This is a genomic window from Sphingosinicella sp. SM1-17, from assembly GCF_056821765.1.
Genome location: NZ_JBPDIO010000001.1, coordinates 3,438,876 through 3,456,497, shown reverse-complemented (window position 1 = coordinate 3,456,497; position 17,622 = coordinate 3,438,876). Strand labels below are relative to the sequence as shown.

19 protein-coding genes and 1 riboswitch are annotated in these 17,622 nt (G+C 64.6%); of the genes, 1 reads left to right on the top strand and 18 read right to left on the bottom strand.

Translation table 11 applies throughout. The annotated features are described in order from the left end of the window. Genes ACRYLT_RS17215 through motA form a run of 10 tightly spaced genes read right to left on the bottom strand, consistent with a single transcriptional unit; the run spans position 1 to position 7,387 of the window. Entirely contained in the window at positions 1–327 is a 327-nt protein-coding gene (locus tag ACRYLT_RS17215) for a hypothetical protein (protein ID WP_482665308.1), read from the bottom strand. Next, positions 327–848, bottom strand: a complete 522-nt coding sequence (locus ACRYLT_RS17210; protein ID WP_482665307.1) for a chemotaxis protein CheD — start codon at positions 846–848, stop codon at positions 327–329. Before ACRYLT_RS17210 ends, ACRYLT_RS17215 begins: the two co-directional genes overlap by 1 nt. A 9-nt stretch (positions 849–857) precedes the next feature. Beyond that, positions 858–1,247 carry a response regulator gene (locus ACRYLT_RS17205; RefSeq protein ID WP_482665306.1) on the bottom strand — a complete coding sequence of 130 codons (390 nt, stop codon included), beginning with the start codon at positions 1,245–1,247 and terminating at the stop codon, positions 858–860. A gap of 16 nt (positions 1,248–1,263) precedes the next feature. Then, a complete protein-coding gene (locus ACRYLT_RS17200; RefSeq protein WP_482665305.1) occupies positions 1,264–2,292 on the bottom strand; it encodes a protein-glutamate methylesterase/protein-glutamine glutaminase in 1,029 nt (342 codons plus the stop codon). After that, entirely contained in the window at positions 2,292–3,161 is an 870-nt protein-coding gene (locus ACRYLT_RS17195; RefSeq protein WP_482665304.1) for a CheR family methyltransferase, read from the bottom strand. Before ACRYLT_RS17195 ends, ACRYLT_RS17200 begins: the two co-directional genes overlap by 1 nt. Further along, the gene (locus tag ACRYLT_RS17190; protein ID WP_482665303.1) at positions 3,158–3,646 is read right to left on the bottom strand and encodes a chemotaxis protein CheW; all 489 of its coding nucleotides are present in this window, start codon (positions 3,644–3,646) and stop codon (positions 3,158–3,160) included. The genes ACRYLT_RS17195 and ACRYLT_RS17190 overlap by 4 nt, the downstream gene beginning before the upstream one ends. Continuing rightward, the gene (locus ACRYLT_RS17185) at positions 3,643–5,835 is read right to left on the bottom strand and encodes a chemotaxis protein CheA (protein ID WP_482665302.1); all 2,193 of its coding nucleotides are present in this window, start codon (positions 5,833–5,835) and stop codon (positions 3,643–3,645) included. The genes ACRYLT_RS17190 and ACRYLT_RS17185 overlap by 4 nt, the downstream gene beginning before the upstream one ends. Continuing rightward, the gene (locus ACRYLT_RS17180; RefSeq protein ID WP_482665301.1) at positions 5,832–6,197 is read right to left on the bottom strand and encodes a response regulator; all 366 of its coding nucleotides are present in this window, start codon (positions 6,195–6,197) and stop codon (positions 5,832–5,834) included. The genes ACRYLT_RS17185 and ACRYLT_RS17180 overlap by 4 nt, the downstream gene beginning before the upstream one ends. Before the next feature lie 4 nt (positions 6,198–6,201). Beyond that, entirely contained in the window at positions 6,202–6,528 is a 327-nt protein-coding gene (locus tag ACRYLT_RS17175) for an STAS domain-containing protein (RefSeq protein WP_482665300.1), read from the bottom strand. Further along, complete coding sequence (gene motA / locus ACRYLT_RS17170) at positions 6,503–7,387, bottom strand: flagellar motor stator protein MotA (RefSeq protein WP_482665299.1); 885 nt, start codon at positions 7,385–7,387, stop codon at positions 6,503–6,505. Before motA ends, ACRYLT_RS17175 begins: the two co-directional genes overlap by 26 nt. Positions 7,388–7,694: 307 nt before the next feature. Between motA and ACRYLT_RS17165 the strand changes: the two genes are divergently transcribed. After that, positions 7,695–8,054 carry a flagellar biosynthesis regulator FlaF gene (locus tag ACRYLT_RS17165; protein WP_482665298.1) on the top strand — a complete coding sequence of 120 codons (360 nt, stop codon included), beginning with the start codon at positions 7,695–7,697 and terminating at the stop codon, positions 8,052–8,054. A 118-nt stretch (positions 8,055–8,172) separates the two neighbouring features. On the opposite strand, the gene ACRYLT_RS17160 is transcribed toward ACRYLT_RS17165, so the two are convergent. The 8 genes from ACRYLT_RS17160 to ACRYLT_RS17125 form a co-directional block, all read right to left on the bottom strand. Continuing rightward, positions 8,173–8,664: an Lrp/AsnC family transcriptional regulator gene (locus tag ACRYLT_RS17160; RefSeq protein ID WP_482665297.1), complete on the bottom strand. Its 492-nt coding sequence runs from the start codon at positions 8,662–8,664 to the stop codon at positions 8,173–8,175. Between the two features lie 15 nt (positions 8,665–8,679). Continuing rightward, entirely contained in the window at positions 8,680–9,894 is a 1,215-nt protein-coding gene (locus ACRYLT_RS17155; RefSeq protein WP_482665296.1) for a PLP-dependent transferase, read from the bottom strand. Continuing rightward, entirely contained in the window at positions 9,891–10,874 is a 984-nt protein-coding gene (locus ACRYLT_RS17150; protein WP_482665295.1) for an alpha/beta fold hydrolase, read from the bottom strand. The genes ACRYLT_RS17155 and ACRYLT_RS17150 overlap by 4 nt, the downstream gene beginning before the upstream one ends. A gap of 32 nt (positions 10,875–10,906) precedes the next feature. Beyond that, positions 10,907–11,015, bottom strand: a riboswitch (SAM-I-IV-variant riboswitch). A 475-nt stretch (positions 11,016–11,490) separates the two neighbouring features. Then, positions 11,491–12,057: an anthranilate synthase component II gene (locus tag ACRYLT_RS17145; protein ID WP_482665294.1), complete on the bottom strand. Its 567-nt coding sequence runs from the start codon at positions 12,055–12,057 to the stop codon at positions 11,491–11,493. Between the two features lie 58 nt (positions 12,058–12,115). Continuing rightward, a complete protein-coding gene (locus ACRYLT_RS17140) occupies positions 12,116–13,651 on the bottom strand; it encodes an anthranilate synthase component 1 (RefSeq protein ID WP_482665293.1) in 1,536 nt (511 codons plus the stop codon). Continuing rightward, positions 13,648–14,664 carry a 3-deoxy-7-phosphoheptulonate synthase gene (gene aroF, locus ACRYLT_RS17135; RefSeq protein ID WP_482665292.1) on the bottom strand — a complete coding sequence of 339 codons (1,017 nt, stop codon included), beginning with the start codon at positions 14,662–14,664 and terminating at the stop codon, positions 13,648–13,650. Before aroF ends, ACRYLT_RS17140 begins: the two co-directional genes overlap by 4 nt. Before the next feature lie 858 nt (positions 14,665–15,522). Further along, complete coding sequence (gene phhA, locus ACRYLT_RS17130; protein ID WP_482665291.1) at positions 15,523–16,395, bottom strand: phenylalanine 4-monooxygenase; 873 nt, start codon at positions 16,393–16,395, stop codon at positions 15,523–15,525. 392 nt (positions 16,396–16,787) lie between these two features. Further along, entirely contained in the window at positions 16,788–17,621 is an 834-nt protein-coding gene (locus ACRYLT_RS17125; protein WP_482665290.1) for a shikimate dehydrogenase family protein, read from the bottom strand. Between the last annotated feature and the right edge of the window lies 1 nt (position 17,622).

Genomic DNA, 17,622 nt, shown 5'->3' with positions numbered 1-17,622 from the left:
TCAGGCGGCCCTCAACGCCGCCCGCAGACGGTCCTGCACCAGATTGAGTCGAACCTTTTCGATCGAGTCGAGTGAGCATGTTCCGGCGGCGACTCGATCGAGGAGATCGGCGCTTTCCTGAGCCCGCTGGACGAGCATGTCGAAGGTCTGCAGTTGTTCGGTGTAGTTGGTGGCCAGATACTCGTCCGCAGCGAGCAACTCGGCGAGCGACTCGATGAGGCCGCGAACGTCGCGGATTTCGTCCGCGATCGCCGCGCAGAGAGCAATGGTCAGGTGGTCGATCTGGGTCATGATCGGGTCGTCCGCTTCAGGAGTGAGCAAAGGCATCAGAAGAGCTCGAGATCGCCGAGTAGCTGACGGGGCACAGGCCGCGGCAACGCCACGGGCGGTGCGTGAGCGACCTGCCGCGAGCGGGAGCGGCCGTCATAGGGAAGGAATTCGACCCGCCGGGCATGTTCCCCACCAAGATCGACATGGCCGACAGGAATGCCTTCGGTTTCGACGAAGCGGCGAGCGAAAGCGGAATTCTCGCGACCGATTGACCCGAGGCCGCTGATCATCGTGGCACCGCCGTAGAGGTGCGCGCGAAGCCGATCGCGAGAGGCGCCACGCTTCATCATTTCGTTGATGAGCAACTCCATGGCGTGAAGACCGTAACGAACGAGTTGGCTTTCCGGCACCGGTCGATCCGGCGAAGGTTCGCCGAGCAGAAAGTGGTTCATCCCGCCGATCCGGGCGACCGGGTCCTGCAGACAGACGGCGATGCACGATCCAAGAACGGTGGAGACCACCACATCCGGCTCCGAAACCACGGCTTGTTCGCCCTGAACTATGGAGATTCGCTTCATCGCGGCGGCTCAGGTCAGCTGACCGAAAACGCGCTCGATCTTTTCCTTCAGCACCGCCGGCGCGAACGGCTTCACCAGATAATTGTTGACCCCCAGCGCAGCCGCCTTTTGGACGATTTCGCGATCGGACGATCCGGTCAGCATGATGAAGACGGTCTTGCCGATAACGGGGTCGCCGCGGACCTGCTCGAGAAGCTGAAGCCCATCCATTTCGGGCATGTTGAAGTCGGAAATGATCAGATGGACCCGGTCCGCCCGAACGGCTGTCAGCGCCTCGACTCCACTCGCCTTGTCGCGCACGTCCTTGAATCCGAAGTCCTGCAGCGCGCGGCGGATCATCGCGCGCATGCTGGCCTGGTCGTCGACCACCATAACCTTGATTGCGGATGCAGCTGGCATCAGGCTTCCCTCAAACTCACGAACGACAAGCCGCGAGGATCGCCTCGGGCATTGCAGAAAGACTCAACTGGCGCTCGACGGCGCCAAGCTCGAAGGCCGCTCTCGGCATTCCATAGACGACGCAGCTCTCGGCGTTCTGGGCGAGGGTACGGGCGCCGGCCCGACGCATCGCAAGAAGTCCCTCGGCTCCATCCGCACCCATCCCCGTAAGGATGACGCCGACAGCCCCTGTTCCGAGACGAACCATGGATTGGAACAGCACATCGACCGAGGGACGATGACCGCCGACCGGGCTGGCGGCGGTCAGTTTGATTCGCCGCTGGAGCGGACTCAATTCCATGTGCCGTTCGCCCCCAGGTGCAATATAGACGGTTCCACGCTCGACCGGCGCTCCGTCCGCCGCTTCGACGACGGTAACTGCGCTCTCGGCGTTGAGCCGGCCGGCAAAGCCCGCAGTGAACCCGGCCGGCATATGCTGCACGATCAGGATCGGGGGGCAGTCGCGTGGCAGCGAAGCGATCAGAGAGAAGTGCGCTTCGACTCCACCCGTCGAGGAGCCGATCGCGATCACGACATCCCGCAGCCCGGCGACCACCGAATCGGCGATCGCCGTCCGGCTCGACGCCGGCTGATGACGCACCTTGCTGCGTGCGGCGGCCTTGACCTTCGCCCGCAGCTGTTCGGCGTCTCTTGCCACGTCGAGTGGGTTGCCCGCCGGCTTGGCAATGAAGTCTACCGCGCCCAATCGGAGCGCTTCAATCGTGACTTCCGTGCCGCGCGCCGTCAGCGTCGAGCACATGACCACCGGCATCGGTCGCAGGCGCATGATCTTTTCGAGGAACGACAGCCCGTCCATTCCGGGCATCTCGACGTCCAGGGTAACGACGTCGGGATTGAGTTCCTTGATCATCGCTCGCGCGGCATGCGGCTCGGGAGCGAGACCAACCACCTCGATGTCGGGGTCGGCCGAGAGGATTCGGTTCAGCGCAGCGCGCATGCTGGCGCTGTCGTCCACGACCAGGACTCTGACTCGGTCGGCAGTCATCAGTGGTTGCCCCTGGAATGGGCGTAGACGGTCTGGCCACACAGGCTGAGCCGTTGAGCGGCGGGACCGATCAGTCGCTCCGAATGACCGATGTAGAGGAAACCGTCGGGCGCGAGCTGTTCCGCGAGCCTGAGTTCAAGCTCGGCTTTCGCCGAGTCATCGAAATAGATCATGACGTTGCGGCAGAAGATCGCATCATAGCGCTGGCGCATCGGCCACGGCTCGAACAAATTGAGCGGGCGAGCCGTGACGAGGGCCCGGGCCTCGGGGGCGATCTCAACGCGCTGCCCCGCGGGCTTCAGCCATGCGCTGCGATACGGTTCGGGGATCGATTCCGTAGCGCTGGCCTCATAAGTGGCCCGCCGAGTCGCGTCGACCATCGGCGTAGAGATGTCGGTCGCCAGGATCTTAACGTCCGCCGAGCGAAGCCAGCCCGCTGCGCTGCGGTCGTGGCCGAGCAGACACATGGCAATGGTGTAGGGCTCTTCGCCGCTCGAGCAGCCCGCCGACCAGATCCGCACGGGCTGAGAAGCGGCTCGCTTCTTAAGCGCCGGAAGGAGAGTTTCGCGGAAATGGTCGAAATGATGTGCTTCACGGAAGAAATGGGTGTGGTTCGTGGTCAACGCTACGACCATCGCGCCCCGTTCCTCCGCGTCGCTCTGCACCAATGCGACATAGTCGCGAAAGGTGGCCAGGCGTTGCTCGCGAAGGCGGCGGCTCAGCCGCGAGTGAACGAGGGTCCGCTTCGCATCGCTGAGATGAATCCGCGCCTCGCGCTGCATGATCGCCGCGATCGCCTCGAACTCGGCGTTGCCGAGGTCGATCTCACCGGGACCAGCGGCAGAGGGAAGGGCGGCGGCGTGGTTCACGCTGCCAGTTCCATCTGGCGGATGACGTTGAGGGAGTCGAGGTCGAGCAGAAGCACCATTGCCCCACCTTCGCCGGCTTCACCCGCCTGATCGCGGCCTCCAACCCGAACGAGACCGGCGATCATGCCCGGCTCGTCAACCTCGAGGTCAGGCGCGGGCTGAATCTCGCTGTCCTTGATGAGGACGATGTCGGCGACCTCGTCGACGAGGAAGCCCGCCTGCTTCTCGCCCATGCTGACGACGAGAATACAGGAGCGCGCATGGGGCACGCTCGGCTCCCAGCCAAGCCTTTCCGCGAGGCCGACGATCGGGATCACCGTGCCGCGAAGATTGGCGACGCCCTTGATATAGGCTGGTACCTTCGGGAGCGGAGTCGGCGCTTCCCATTCGCGAATCTCGATCAGAGTCCGCATGTCGATTCCGAACGTCCTGTCACCCAAAGAAAAGGTGACGATCTTGCGTTCAGCGCTTTCGGTGGAGCTCATGCTGCCAGTCCTTTGAGGTTGTGCTTGGAGGTTGAGGAAGGGGCGGCCACGATCGCCTCGATGTCGAGGATCAGGGCGATCGAACCGTCGCCGAGGATGGTGGCACCGCCCAGACCGCGGATCGGATGAAGATTTTGGTCGAGGCTCTTGAGCACCACTTCTCGCCGATCGTCGATGGTATCGACCATCAGACCGAGGAGGCCGGCCGTGTCGCTTTCGACAACGATGACCAGCGAATCCTCGGGCTTGCGCTCGATTCCTCGCCCAAGGCCGAAGAAGTCGGTCAGCCGCCGGACGGGCAGATAGGAGCCACGAAGCTCGATGACTTCGCTGGTAGGAGTGGTCCGCTGCACCTGGCCGGGTTCGGGGCGGACCGACTCCACCACGCTTGCCAGCGGCAGAACGTAGCGTTGCCCAGCCAGTCGGATGACCATGCCATCGAGGATGGCGAGCGTCAGCGGAAGGATCATCGTAAAGGCCGTGCCTTCGTTTGGAACCGAACTGATTTCGACCCGGCCTCCCAAAGCCTCCACGTTCGACCGGACGACGTCCATCCCGACTCCGCGGCCGGAAATGTTGGAGATGGTTTCCGCGGTCGAGAAGCCCGGCGCGCAAATGAGCTGGTCGATCTCCTCGTCCGAAAGCTGAGCGTCGGCGGGGATGATGCCGCGTTCGATGGCCTTTGCCTTGACTCGTGCACGATCGATGCCGCGTCCATCGTCGCGAACACGAACCAGGATGCGCGCGCCCTTCTGTTCGGCCGAAAGGTGCACCATCCCCTCCGGGGGCTTGCCCTTGGCGATCCGTTCTTCGGGCGACTCGATGCCGTGGTCGACGGCATTGCGGATCATGTGGGTGAGGGGGTCCCCGATCTTCTCGATGACGCTCTTGTCGACCTCGGTTGTCTCGCCCACCACGTCGAGCACCACCTGCTTGCCGGTCTCTGCTGACAGATCCCGAAGCATCCGCGGGACTCGAGAGAAGGCCTGCTTGATCGGCTGAGCGCGCAGCGACATCACGCTGTCCTGAATCTGGCGCGTCAGGCGTGAAAGCTGGGGCAGCTCGACCCGCTCCTGATCGGCCGGCGAGAGCCGGTCTGCCAGGATGGAGCCTCGGATCACCAGCTCGCCCACCAGGTTCAACAGCTGGTCGAGCTTGCTGAGGTCGACCCGGATTGTCTGGACCGGTTGGTCGGCCGAGCGCTCGGGCCGCTCCGCAGCGGGGGCGGCCGATCTGGCGGGCTCCGTCTCCAGCAGAGCTGCTGCGGTCACGGTCGAAGCGGCTTCGGCCGGTTCAGTCGCGCAAGCTTCGGGTTCGGGCACGACGCCATCGGCTGCGTCTTCGGCGATCGATGGCGAGGCGCACCGCACGATCTCGATCAAGGAATCCGGTGCGACGAAGTCGAAGCATTCGGTGATATCGGCTTCGGAAACCGAGCCCGGAACCGTCAGCGTCCAAACGAAATAGCTGTTCTCCGGATCGAGATCGCGCAGGTCCGGCAGCGTGGACATGTCGACCGACCCGACCTGCCCGCCGAGTCGCTCGAGTTCGCGGATAACGAGTATCGGTTCGCCGCCATTGGCGAGCGCGTCGCGCGACGGGCCGAAGCGGACCGTCCAGTCGGCCGGTTGGAGCTCCACCACCTCTTCGAGCGAAATGGCAACGGGCTCGAATCCGAAAGGATCCAGCTCCTCCACGGTGGCAACGACCGGAACGAAGCCGAACTCGTCGGCCTCGATCGCTACCGGTGTCGATGCGATCTCCACTTCCTCCGCGACCGCGGCCGATCCGGGCCCGCTTGCTCCCTTGCTGGCCAGCAGGTCTTCGAGCGCGGCGAGAACCGCGTCGTCGGCCGGTGGAGCGCTCTGCTCGCGCGCCGCGGCGACATGGTCGGACAATATGTCGAAGGCGGTGAGCATGACCTTGACGACTTCTGGGGTCGGCGGGATGATCCCGGCCCGAACCTCGTCGAGGACATTCTCGAACCGGTGCGAGAAGGCGAGCAGGGCGGAGTGACCGAAAGCGCCCGAGCCTCCCTTGATCGAATGGACGGCCCGGAACACGGCGGCGATGACTTCGGCCGAAGCATCACCGGCTGCCATCTCCGACAAGCCCGCCTCGGCCGTGGTGAGGCCCTCGACGCACTCTTCGAAGAAGATCGCCTGGATTTCGTCGAGTTCGTCGCTCACGGGCACACCCGGCGGATCGCCGCTCCCAGCTTTGCCGGGTCGAATGGCTTGGTGATCCAGCCGGTCGCGCCAGCCGATCGGGCGCGCGCCTTCTTGTCGTCGGAGAATTCCGTCGAAAGGACGAGGATCGGGGTTCCGCGAAACTGTGGCAGGGTCCGAACGGCCTCGATCAGTCCGAACCCGTCCATGTTGGGCATGTTGATGTCGGTGATCAGAAGGTCCGGCTGGACTTCCTGCATCCGCTCCAGCCCGTGAACGCCGTCATTGGCGCTTTCGATCTTGAAGCCCTGGGCGGTGAGCGACGTCTTCAGAAGCATTCGCATGCTCGGTGAATCGTCGACGGTGAGGATGAGCTTGCTCACGGTTTCACTGATCCTTTTCAGTCTGAAGTCCGAACATGTCGGCGAGGGCGCAGCGGCTCACCCGATCGACGAAGGCGGGACTGGGGCTGACGATCTCGAAGGGAAGGGAGTTTCGGTCCGCTTCTGCCCGGGCTGCGACCAGCAGCTGGAGAACGGCCTGGCCAATGCTCTCGACCTGCGAAGCGTCGATCCGCACGGCGTCATTGAGATCGCCGGCGAGGACGAGGCCCACACGAAGATCTTCCGCCGTGACGGTTCCGGCCTGAGCCGGCAGAGTGACCAGATGATCGTCCGACAGGGCGGCGTCAGACGGGGATTGTGTTGAGTTCATTCTTGACCTCATCGAGTGCGATCTCGAGTTGCTGGAAAGTCGGGGCGTGCAGGGAAGGGGTCATCCGCCGTGCGATCTCGACCGCCACTTGGGTCGGCACGCCCTGCGCGTAGGCAACGATGGCCGTCTTCGCGATGTGGAAGGGGCTGGATTCGCTTTCGACGACGGCCAGAAGCTTGCTCGCGATCGGTCCCACGACGCAGTAGGAGAGGAGAACGCCGAGAAAGGTGCCGACCAGCGCTCCGCCGATCATCGCGCCGAGGATTTCGGTCGGTTGATCGATCGAGCCCATCGTCTTGATCACGCCGAGCACGGCCGCGACGATTCCGATCGCAGGCAGGCCGTCGGCCATCGTCTGCAGAGCATGCTGAGGCGCCAGCTCCTCGTGATGGTGACGGTCGATATCCGCTTCCATGGCTTCGGCGAGCTGGTGCGGATCCTCGAAGTTGACGGTCATCATCCGGAGATAGTCGCAGACGAACTCCACCAGATGATGGTCGGCGAGGAGGCGCGGATAACGCGTGAAGATCGAGCTTTCCGCTGGATCGTCGAGATGCTTTTCGATGGCGGTCGCTCCGCCCTTCTTGAAAGTCGCGAGCAGGGCGAACAGCAGGGTCAGAAGATCACGATGATCTTCATCCTTCCAACGCGCACCCTTGAATGCCCGAACGACTCCGCGGCCGGCCTTCTTGACCGTCGGCAGCGAGTTGCCGACGATGAAGGCACCGAGCGCAGCGCCGGCGATCGCCATCATCTCGTGCGGCAGCGCATGGAGAACGATGTCCATCTTGCCGCCGGCGAGGATGAAGCTGCCGAAGACGCAGCCGAATATGACGATGAATCCGATAGCGTTGATCATGAGAGTTCCGGCAGCCCGACCGTCGGGACATTTCAGTTATAGGAAGAAGTTCGGTTCAGGCGGCGCGACCGGCAAAGTTTTCCGCTCGACTTTCGCCGAGGTTGGGCAGCCCTGGCCGGGGCGGGATCGGCCGGGAAAAAGGTGGAGATTTCCGCGCCTTCGGTGCTGCAGCTGCCCGCCAGACCGTCGGTCGTGAGGCCTGGCGCGGGCGATCGCCCGAGAGCGGTGGGGGACCGCGTCTGTCACCAGCTGGCCCGCCGCGTCGAGAAATTGTCTAGAATGGGAGAAAAGCCAGGAGCCTTGATCGATGTCGGTTGCCGCCTACCAGCGCGTGAGGACCATTGCCGAAAGCCCGCGCGCCACCGAGTACCGCCTCGTCGGCGAGATTACCGGAGAGATGATCGCGGCTCGCGACAGCGGCCTTACGGGTGCTGCTTTGGTTCCGACGCTCCATCGCAACCGGGAAATGTGGGCGACCTTCGCCGCCGCTTGCGGCAGCGCGGGCAACGGTCTCCCGGACTCGCTGCGGGCGGGCATCATCTCCCTTTCGCTGTGGGTGGATCGCTTCACCAGTGCCGTGGTCGCCGGGCGTGAATCGATCGACGACCTGATCGCCGTCAATCGCTTGATCATTGAGGGACTGGCGCCCAATCCAATTGCCGCCTGACGGCGCAGAACCGGGTTTGAGTGTCCGCTCCGAATCCGTTCGCCAACCCGGCCCTAGTATCGGCCGAGCCTTCGATGATCCTCGGTGCCGCCTCGGCGTCATTAGCGTCGGGCAACGCCTAACCGCCATTCAGTTTCAGGTCGGCCAGCCCGATCGGATAGGCGGTTGTCGACTTTACCTGCTCCATCGAGAAGCGCGATGTGACGTTCTTCAGCGGCACCTTCTCGATCAGCCGGCGATAGAAGTCGTCATAGTCTTCCATGCCGCCGACCGCGACCCGCAGGAGATAGTCGATTTCCCCTGCCATGCGGTGCACTTCCATGATCTCGGGGAGCTCCACGATCGCCTCGTTGAAGCGCCGGAGCCAATCAGCCGAATGATCCTCGGCATGAATCTCGACGAAGACCGACAGTCCGAAACCAATCGCATTGGCATCGAGCAGCGCCACCCGCTTCTGGATGATGCCTGCTAGTTCCATCTTCTGGATCCGGCGCCAGCATGGCGTCTGCGAGAGGTGAACCTGCGAAGAGATTTCCGCGACGGTGATCGTGGCATTCTCCTGCAGGAGCGCCAGGATCTTCAGATCTGTCCGATCAAGCGATCCATTCACGTCTTGCCACTCCCTTCAAGACGTTCGAGCCGCCGCGATACGCTGATCATCAGAAATATCTGCTCGAGTCGTTGCAACCACAACGCGGGCGAAGCCGCGTTCCAGGTCGGCGATGATGTCTCGATGATCCTCGAGACCGATCGACAGGCGCAGCAGATCTCCCGTGATCCCCGCCTTTACCTGCGCTTCGCGCGGCATACCGCGGTGGGTCATCGTTGCTGGCAAGCAGACCAAGGTGGAAAAGCTTCCGAGCGACGCGGCGAGAGTGATCATCTCTAGCGCCTTTACGAACTCAAGCGCGGCGGCTTGACCGCCCTTCAACCTGAAGCTGAGCACGAAGCCCGGTCCGCTCTGCTGTCGGGTAGCGAGAAGGTGATCCGGAGAGGAGGTCAGTCCCGGGAAGAAGACCTGCTGAACCTGCTCGTGGCCGGAGAGCCATTCCGCGATGGCGATCGCGGTCTGCTCCTGGCGATCCAGCCGGAGCGGCAGCGTTCGAAGTCCCCTCAGCGTCTGGGCCGCGTCGAAGGCGGAGCCGGTGAGGCCAGCGGCGTTCCCCCACCATGAGAGTTCCTCGACGAGGGCGGGGTCCTTTGCCAGAAGCGCTCCGCCGATCAGGTCGGAATGGCCGTTGAGGGCTTTGCTGGTCGAATGTGTGACGAGGTCGCAGCCAAGGTCGAGCGGACGTTGCCGGCAGGGGGTCGGCAGCGTGTTGTCGGCGACGACGAGCGCTCCCGCCTCCTTGGCGCTCTTCGCCCGGTCGGCGATGTCGACGATCCTGAGCAGCGGATTGCTCGGCGTTTCCAGCCAGACGAGTCTGGGTGCCGTCCTCAGCGCGGCAGCGAAAGCTGCGTCGTCGCGCTGGTCGACGAACTCGACTCGCAGCTTGCCTTTGTCGGCAAAGCCCTGAAGCAAGCGGTAGGTGCCTCCGTAGCAATCGTGAGGTGCAATCACGACACCACCAGCCGGAACGAGAAGCAGTGCAAGCAGACTTGCGGCCTGGCCGGAATTGGTGATGACTCCGCCGGCCGCGCCCTCGAGTTGCGAAAGCGCCTTGCCGAGAAGATCGCGGTTCGGATTGGCCGTGCGCGAATAATCATAATCCGGCTTCTTCTCGGCGTCCGCCCATCCATAGGTGTCGGACGTCCACAGGGGCGGAGCGACGCTCCTCAGCGGATCGAGGTCGCATTTCGAGGCGGCGGCAATCGTTGCCGGCTGACGTAGTTTGCTCATGCTTCGGTCCTCAGAAAGGGGTCAATCAGCTCCGACAGCCGGTTCGCGTCCTTCAGGAACATGTCGTGTCCATGAAGGCAGGGAAGCAGGTGAAGCTCGGTCGGGCCGGCGAGCCGACCGGCCAGTTCGCGCATTTGCGATGGCGGCACGAGCTGGTCGGATTCGGCGCCGATCAGCATTGTCGGCAAGCTGATCTGCTCCGCACTTACTCGGTGCCGATCGATCGAACCGGATAGGCTGAGGAAGCGCTGCGGAGACATGACTTCGAGAAAGGCATCGCCCCGCGCGCGCAGATAGGCGCCGGGTTGGGTACAGGCGAGCGGATCCTCGCTTTCCATTCCGCCCGCAAATCTCGCCGAAAACTCGTCGGGTGTGCGATAGCTCAGCATCCCCAATCCGCGAGCGATGCTCAGTGCCTCTCTTGCCCGACCGCTGTCGAGTCCGAGCGAAACGATTCGGCGCTGGAGCTCGCGAAGTGCGGTCGACGCGGGATGGGGGCGGGCGTCGGCGGAAATGACGACCAGCTTCCCGGCGCGTTCGGGGAATCGTTCGCCAAGGGCGAGGGCGATCATTCCACCATAGGAGGCGCCAATCACGGCGTGGGCTCGGTCGACTCCGATCCGGTCGAGGGCGAGGCCGAGGGTTCGGGCCTGATCGGCCGGCTCCGGAGCGATCCGGCCCGACTCGTCGGCAATGAAGTCGAGACCCAATATCCGGAATCGGTCGGGATCAGCGGCCCATCCTGGCCCGGCGAGGCCAAGCCACCAGCCCGGTCCGTTGTCCGGTCCAAAGCAGGGATATCGGTTCGCCGAGATCCCGCCGAGCAGGACCAGAAGGGGCGCGTCGGGAGGGCCGCACAGGCTCGCCCGAGCAAAGCTCCCAAAACGCTGCAGGTCGAAGGGCAGGGGAAGCTCGAAGTCGACAGGAAGCGCCGGCGGCGGCTGCGGTTCGTCCGGCAATGCTTCCCTCAACAGCTTCATTCCCACCTCCAAAGGCCAGGACGTTGCTGCCGAAGGACCCGCTTGGTTGCCGGATCGGCCGCATCGTCCCTTTCAGGACTGCCACCTTGCCCGGGTCGGGCAGGTTGGCGTGGGCGCGAGGGCCCACTCTTGATGCTTTCGCCTCACGGACTGGCCGCGAAGCTTCGGGGCTTCTATTCACGCGCTGGAGCAAGCGCAAGAGGGCCTCCGCAATCGGAGGAGTTTTTGCGCAAAGCGGAGGTGCGAGCTCTTTCGCTGCTCCCGGGTGGGCTGACCTGGATCGCGTAGGTGCTCGGTTCTTGGTGATGGGGCAGCTCACGGGCCGGCGCGGCCTTCTTCAGCGGAAGCTTGAAAGATAGGATTTCAGACCACCACGAGAGCCATTGGACCGCCGCGCGCGAGGGGTCATCTCACCGATGCCGAGCATGGTGAGGATGCGGGCGTGCCGCCGAATCGCGTTGCAGCGGCCCCGAAGGGTTCGGTAAGGCTCGCCTGTTCGACCATGGACGGCCCTGGCTTCGCTGAAGCTGTTGCTCATCGATGCGCTCGCTTCGCGCGCCGTCGTCCAGTGCAGCTGGTCCATCGAAACCCGGCGCAGGTTCGCGCACGTTTGTCGCTATCCCGCCAGAATGTTCGCCAGAAGGCGGTCGCCTTCGCGGGTGAGGATCGACTCAGGATGGAACTGGAGACCGATCTGCCTGGCGCTTTCGTCGCTGATCGCCATCGCCATGCCGTCCGCTTCGGCGTGGACCCGGAAGCGCGGCGGGAGCCGCATCGTCCCGAGCGAATGATAGCGCCCGACACGGAGCGGATTTTCAAGCCCGGCGAAGGGCCCCTCGCCGTCGTGCCGAAGCAGGCTCGCCTTGCCGTGAACCGGAGCGGGCGCCCGGCAGACTTCGCCTCCGGCTTGCTCGACGATCACCTGGTGGCCCAGGCAGATGCCGAGCAGCGGCACCCGGCCGGCGGCGATCTCGGCAAGTTCCAGGCAGCAGCCGGCATCGGCCGGTCGCCCGGGCCCCGGCGAAAGCACGATCAGCGAGCCGGCCGCTTCGGCGACGGCGAGCGCCTCTGCGGCGGTGATGGTGTTTCGGACGACCCGGACGGCGCTCCCGAGTCGTTCAAAGGCTTCCACCAGGTTGAAGGTGAAGCTGTCGAGATTATCGATCATCAGCACGGGTTTCATGCCAACTGCTTCCCGGAGAGGACTCGCGCGAGTGCGTCGATGATGGCGAGCGGGTCGGTCACGGCTCGGCGCCCAGCGCGGCCAGTACTGCCGCCGCCTTGATCCGAGTCTCACGAGTCTCGGCGGCGGGATCGGAATCCTGGACGATTCCCGCCCCGGCGCGAACGTAAGCGGTTCCGTCCTTCACGACCGCCGATCGGATGATCACCGCCGTATCGACCTCGCCGCTGCCGCTAATCCAACCGATTGCGCCGCCATAGGGCCCGCGCTTCGTGCGTTCCGCCTCACGCAGCAGCGCCATGGCGCGGATTTTCGGTGCGCCGGTCAGAGTGCCGACGTTGAGGCAGGCTTTAAGAGCGTCAAAGCCGTCGAGAGCGTCTTTCAATTCTCCCCTGACTCTCGAAACTAGGTGCATCACCCGCGCGTGGCGCTCAATGTCCATCAGACGGGTGACCCGGCGGGTCCCTGTCTTGCTGATCCGGGCGACGTCGTTCCGGGCGAGATCGACAAGCATCATGTGCTCGGCCGTCTCCTTGGCGTCGAGTCGAAGTTCCCCTTCGAGCCGATCGTCCTCATCGGCCGTGGCGCCGCGGGGGCGAGTGCCCGCAATCGGCCGAACTTCGGCGTATCGGCCGCGCTCGTTCGTCACCCGGACCGACGTTTCCGGCGAGGCACCAAACAGCTGATGGGATTCCGCCGACACGAAATAGCCGTAGGCGCTTCGATCGAGCCGCCGGAGCGCGGCATAGGCCTGAAGCGGATCAGGGCAGTCTGCCCGAAAGGTGCGCGAGGGGACGATTTGATAGACCTCGCCTGCCGCAACATGCGCTTTCATCCGCGCAACCAGGTCGGAATAGGCTGCATCGTCCAGATCGACCTGGGCACGGGTCGGCTCCGGCGGCTGCTCCACGAAGGGGGCAACGCGCCCGCAGCGCTCGACCAGCTCGGCGAGTCGCGCCGACGCACTGTATGAGGCCTTGCGGCCGTCGTCTTGCTGGGGCCCGCCGAAGGCCGTGCAGATCGCGCGCGGACGGCCGCCGTCCTCGAACAGCACCAGGGATTCCGCGATCCAGAAAAGGAAATCGGGGAAGCGGAGTGGATCCTGCTTCGCGGGCGGCAATTGCTCCAACAGATCGACGTGATCATAGGCGATGACCCCGATACCCAGCACGCCGAACGGATCGTCGAGGCCAGTCCGGCCAAGGCCGATCGTGAGTTCGCGCAGCACGTCGAAGGGCGAGGGGGCTGCCAGCCGCTCCTCGGGATCGTTCCCCTCGACCCTGGGGAATCGGAGCCGGATCCGCTCGGCCTCGATCCCTGCCAGTCGGTCGACCATCCGTTCCGCGATCATCGCCAGCAGGTTCCGGCCTGTCGGCGACAGGGCGGTGAGGCTGACCTCGCGACCTCGGCACTCCACCCTCACCGCCGCCTGATCGAGCAGCATCGTCGGCCCGCCGGTCTGCTCGAACAGGAGCGTGTCGGGTCGCGTGCCATTCCTGCTGAGAGCGGCATAGAGAGCGAGCGGATCGGGCCTGCCGCTGAGCTGGCGGCAGAGCGCCACCGCCTCTCCGGTGGCCGGATACCGAGCGATCATGCCAGCGGCCTTCCGACCGCCCGGACGACCGGCTCGAGCGCGCGCATCAGTTCGGAAAACTGCTGAGGGTAGAGGGACTGGGGACCGTCAGACAGGGCCGCGGCGGGATCCTCGTGCACCTCCACCATCAGGCCGTCCGCGCCGCAGGCCGCGGCGGCCAGAGCCATCGGGATGACGAGATCGCGGATGCCCGTACCGTGCGAAGGATCGACGATCACGGGCAGGTGAGCCTTCTGTTTGATATAGGGTATCGCGTTGAGATCGAGCGTATTGCGGGTAGCGGTTTCGAAGGTGCGGATCCCCCGCTCGCAGAGCACGACCTGGTCGTTGCCCTCGGCGAGCAAATATTCGGCCGCCAGCAGCCATTCCTCGATCCGCGCCGACATTCCGCGCTTCAGAAGCACCGGCTTTCCCGACCGGCCGACCGCCCGCAGCAAAGCGAAGTTCTGCATGTTGCGCGCCCCGATCTGGAGCGCGTCGGCATGTTCGGCGACAAGGTCGACGTCGGCGCTGTCCATCACCTCGGTAACGACGGGCAGTCCCAGCTCGTCGGCGACCTCGCGAAGGATCTTCAGCCCGTCGCCGCCATGGCCCTGGAACCCGTAGGGGCTGGTCCGCGGCTTGAAGGCTCCGGCTCGGAGCGCCCGAGCCCCGGCGCCCCGGATCAAGAGCCCGGTATTGCGGAGCTGCTCCTCACTTTCGAGCGCGCAGGGCCCGGCGATCACCGCGAAGCCGCGGCCGCCGATCGGCAGGCTACCGAATCTGACGACGCTATCATGCGGCTGAAGCTCTCGGCTGACGAGCTTGTAGGGCGAGAGGATCGGCTTCACCGATTCCACCATGGGGTGGCTTTCGAGACGAAGCTCGGCAAGCACGCGCTCGTCGCCGAGCGCACCGAGCACGACCCGCTCCGCGCCGGGCATGTGGAGGGGTTTGAGGCCTATGCCGGCAATGCGCTCGAGCAATTCCTCGGCGGTTTCGGCCGGCGCATCCGGCTTGAGAACGATGATCATGGGCGTGGTTCCTGGTCGAAGATCGGCATTAAAAAAGCCCGCCTGAGGCGGGCCAATGACTGGTGCGGATGGGCGTCCGTACTTGGACTAGCTAGACCATCGCCAGCGTGGCACGCCGAAGGCTTTGAAGGCATGCCAGCGCCACCAAGAGGCCGGAATCGAGACCGACGGACCGGCGCCGAAAAGGGCGCGACCGGATTTTTCCTGCAAAAAGCGTTCGTTCCGCTGCATGGTGCCCTGAACTATGGTGAAGATGGGGCAGGCGTCAAGCGCCGCGCATGAGTTAATTTTTGCGCAGTCGGCCAAAGTTTCGCTGACGAAGAGCAGGAAACGAGTGCCGCCGTTGCAGGCGGGCCTGCGGGACAGAGCTCATCCAGGTCGAAGAGCGGGTGATTGTCGCCGTAGCGCAGCTCTTCGATGGCGACGCTGCCACTCTCGTTGGTGATCGGAACGGCGCCGCAGGCGATCAGCCTGAAATGGCACGAGCATCGAGCCAGCGCCGACGTGCCTCCGTCTGTTCGATGGTCAGGAGGGGCTGCGCCGGTTGAAGCGAATGTTCGGCGAGCGAAGAGTTCCAGGCTCTCACGAAGCAAGCCTGGCGATGGCCGCGGCAGCCTGTTTGACGCCGAGCTGCGAGAGCCGCGACAGCCCCCAGCGGGGGCGGACCAGCACCACGGCGCCCGAGGAAATGATGATGAGCGGCTTGCCCTCGGCCGGAGGCGGGCGAGGTCGCCGGCAAGGCTTCGGAAGCCAGAAACGGCGCACTCGGCCGCTGTCCCATCGATCGGAAGCGCGGAGCCGGTCTTGACGGCAATGCGCCTCGCGCCGCTGACGAGGGTGGCCGCAGCGTGCGATTGCTCATCCCTGGGCCGCCGCGGGATCGATGTCCGCTTCGCCCGAAAGCTCGGCATCGAGCGCGAGGAGATCGAGGCCGTCAGTCAATCGCAAGAGGCGATCGAAGCTGTCGAGGACGAAGTAGCAGGGCTGGAACGAGTCGGTTCGATAGAGGGTGCGAAGGACCCGGCGCAGGTCGAAGGCCCGCCGCTTGGGAGTCGGGCTTTCCAGCGAATAGCGACTCTCTCCGAAGCTCGAAACGATGCCGGCACCGTAAATCTTCAGGGCGCCGTTCTCCCGAGCGAGGCCGAACTCGACCGTGTACCAGTAGAGCCGGGAAATGCGGCCGAGTTCGCCCCGATCGATCGCCTGGTGGCCAAGCTCTCCCAGCTTCTGCATGAAATCTGCCATTTCCGGCAAGGCGAGTAGCGGCACATGGCCGAACACGTCGTGGAACACGTCGGGTTCTTCGAGATAGTCGAGCTGCGAGCGCTTTCGGATGAAGTTTCCGGCCGGGAAGCGCCGGTTGCGCAGATGTTCGAAAAAGACATGGTCCGGCACCAGCCCGGGAACGGCGACGACCGTCCATCCCGTTCGGCCGAACAGGCGATCGTTCAGCTCGTCGAATTCCGGAATACCGGGGCGCGAGAGTCGCAGGATGTCGAGCCCTCTTTCGAACGCGGCGACCACCCGACCGGCCAGCGCTTCCTGCTGACGGGCGAACAAAAGGTCCCAGACGTCATGTTCTTCCGGCGTGAAGTCGTTCCAGCGCTGCGGCACCGTCCAGTCGGCGGCCGCGCCGGGAGGCGGTCGCGAGGGATCCCTGGCGGCGCCGTGGCGCTCGGAGGGAGGCGTCGGCTCGGCCGCGGCCGCCTGGTCAAAACTGTCCTTGAACATGGGTGACGAGTCCTTTCATTCGAACGAAAAGAACCCCGCCAGGAGATCCGGGCGGGGCCGATTTCACGAACCTGAATTGAAGGTGCGCTAAGCCGGTTTCGCCCGTGCGATGGCGTAATACGGGTGATAGGCAGCGACCGGTGCGCCGCTCAGGGCGACGGCATTCGGCTCAGGCGCGTTCAGGGCCAGCTGCATGCGACCAAAATGACAATGCGGACGCTTCCGGTCAAATCCATTCGCAGTCGGAGCGGCGATCACGCCGTTTTTGGAACGATTTGCTCGACGACCGGCTCCAAGCGCAAGGGCGGCATCGCTGGACACGCGCAACGAAAATGGAACAGCTGCCGCGCCACGTGCGACCTCGCGGGGTTTCGGCCGGACGACAGGCGCCTTCAGCGGTTCAACAAGTGCCGAAGTTCCGAGTCATGCTCCGTCGGTGCTTCCGCCTCGAAGAACAGCCGGAAGGCGCCCCGCGCCTGCCCGACCAGCATGACCAGGCCGTCGATGGCATTGAGGCCAAGCTGCCTCGCCGTCCTGAGCAGGGCGGTTTCGACGGGATCGTAGACCATGTCGAGCAAGGCGGCGCCCGGAGCGGCGTCTTGAAGGCTTGCGAACATCGGTTCGGGCAACGGCTTGCCATGGCTCGATCCGAGCGGAGTCGCGTTGAGGATCGCTGCCGCGCCGCGCATCGCCGACGGCGCCCTGTCGAAGGGCAGGATCTCGATGCTGCCGGGGGACTTCGCCAGGCGGAGCATGGTTGAAACCTTGCCGGGATCTCGCGCCAGCACCCGGATCGCTGCAACCCGCCGGCTGACGAGGTAGCCGATCGCGGCCCGCGCTGCCCCCCCGGCGCCGATCACGCAGGCCGCTTGCCCCGCCAGTTCCGTGTCGTCGAGCGCTTCGGCGATGCCGTGAAAATCGGTATTATAGCCGACCAGACGGCCGGATCGGGGAACGACGCAGTTCACAGCGTCGAGCTCGCGCGAGTCCGCAGCGACCTCGCTGACGAATCCGAGCGCTTCCTCCTTGAGCGGTGCGGTGACGTTGCACCCCCGCCAATCCGGATCGGTTCGGCGAAGCCGCAGATGCTCGTGTATCTCGCCGCGGGAAACCCGGGTCAGCCGATATTCGCCCGCCATACCCTGCTTCCCGAGCCAGAAGCCATGGATGATCGGGGATTTGGAATGGGCGACCGGATCGCCGATCAATTCGGCATAAGGCGGCACG

Excerpts from the sequence above, each read along its gene's own strand:
- ACRYLT_RS17215 (WP_482665308.1), bottom strand. The coding sequence starts at position 327 with ATGCCTTTGCTCACTCCTGAAGCGGACGACCCGATCATGACCCAGATC.
- ACRYLT_RS17210 (WP_482665307.1), bottom strand. The coding sequence starts at position 848 with ATGAAGCGAATCTCCATAGTTCAGGGCGAACAAGCCGTGGTTTCGGAG.
- ACRYLT_RS17205 (WP_482665306.1), bottom strand. The coding sequence starts at position 1,247 with ATGCCAGCTGCATCCGCAATCAAGGTTATGGTGGTCGACGACCAGGCC.
- ACRYLT_RS17200 (WP_482665305.1), bottom strand. The coding sequence starts at position 2,292 with ATGACTGCCGACCGAGTCAGAGTCCTGGTCGTGGACGACAGCGCCAGC.
- ACRYLT_RS17190 (WP_482665303.1), bottom strand. The coding sequence starts at position 3,646 with ATGAGCTCCACCGAAAGCGCTGAACGCAAGATCGTCACCTTTTCTTTG.
- ACRYLT_RS17175 (WP_482665300.1), bottom strand. The coding sequence starts at position 6,528 with ATGAACTCAACACAATCCCCGTCTGACGCCGCCCTGTCGGACGATCAT.
- motA (WP_482665299.1), bottom strand. The coding sequence starts at position 7,387 with ATGATCAACGCTATCGGATTCATCGTCATATTCGGCTGCGTCTTCGGC.
- ACRYLT_RS17165 (WP_482665298.1), top strand. The coding sequence starts at position 7,695 with ATGTCGGTTGCCGCCTACCAGCGCGTGAGGACCATTGCCGAAAGCCCG.
- ACRYLT_RS17155 (WP_482665296.1), bottom strand. The coding sequence starts at position 9,894 with ATGAGCAAACTACGTCAGCCGGCAACGATTGCCGCCGCCTCGAAATGC.
- ACRYLT_RS17150 (WP_482665295.1), bottom strand. The coding sequence starts at position 10,874 with ATGAAGCTGTTGAGGGAAGCATTGCCGGACGAACCGCAGCCGCCGCCG.
- ACRYLT_RS17145 (WP_482665294.1), bottom strand. The coding sequence starts at position 12,057 with ATGAAACCCGTGCTGATGATCGATAATCTCGACAGCTTCACCTTCAAC.
- ACRYLT_RS17140 (WP_482665293.1), bottom strand. The coding sequence starts at position 13,651 with ATGATCGCTCGGTATCCGGCCACCGGAGAGGCGGTGGCGCTCTGCCGC.
- aroF (WP_482665292.1), bottom strand. The coding sequence starts at position 14,664 with ATGATCATCGTTCTCAAGCCGGATGCGCCGGCCGAAACCGCCGAGGAA.
- phhA (WP_482665291.1), bottom strand. The coding sequence starts at position 16,395 with ATGTTCAAGGACAGTTTTGACCAGGCGGCCGCGGCCGAGCCGACGCCT.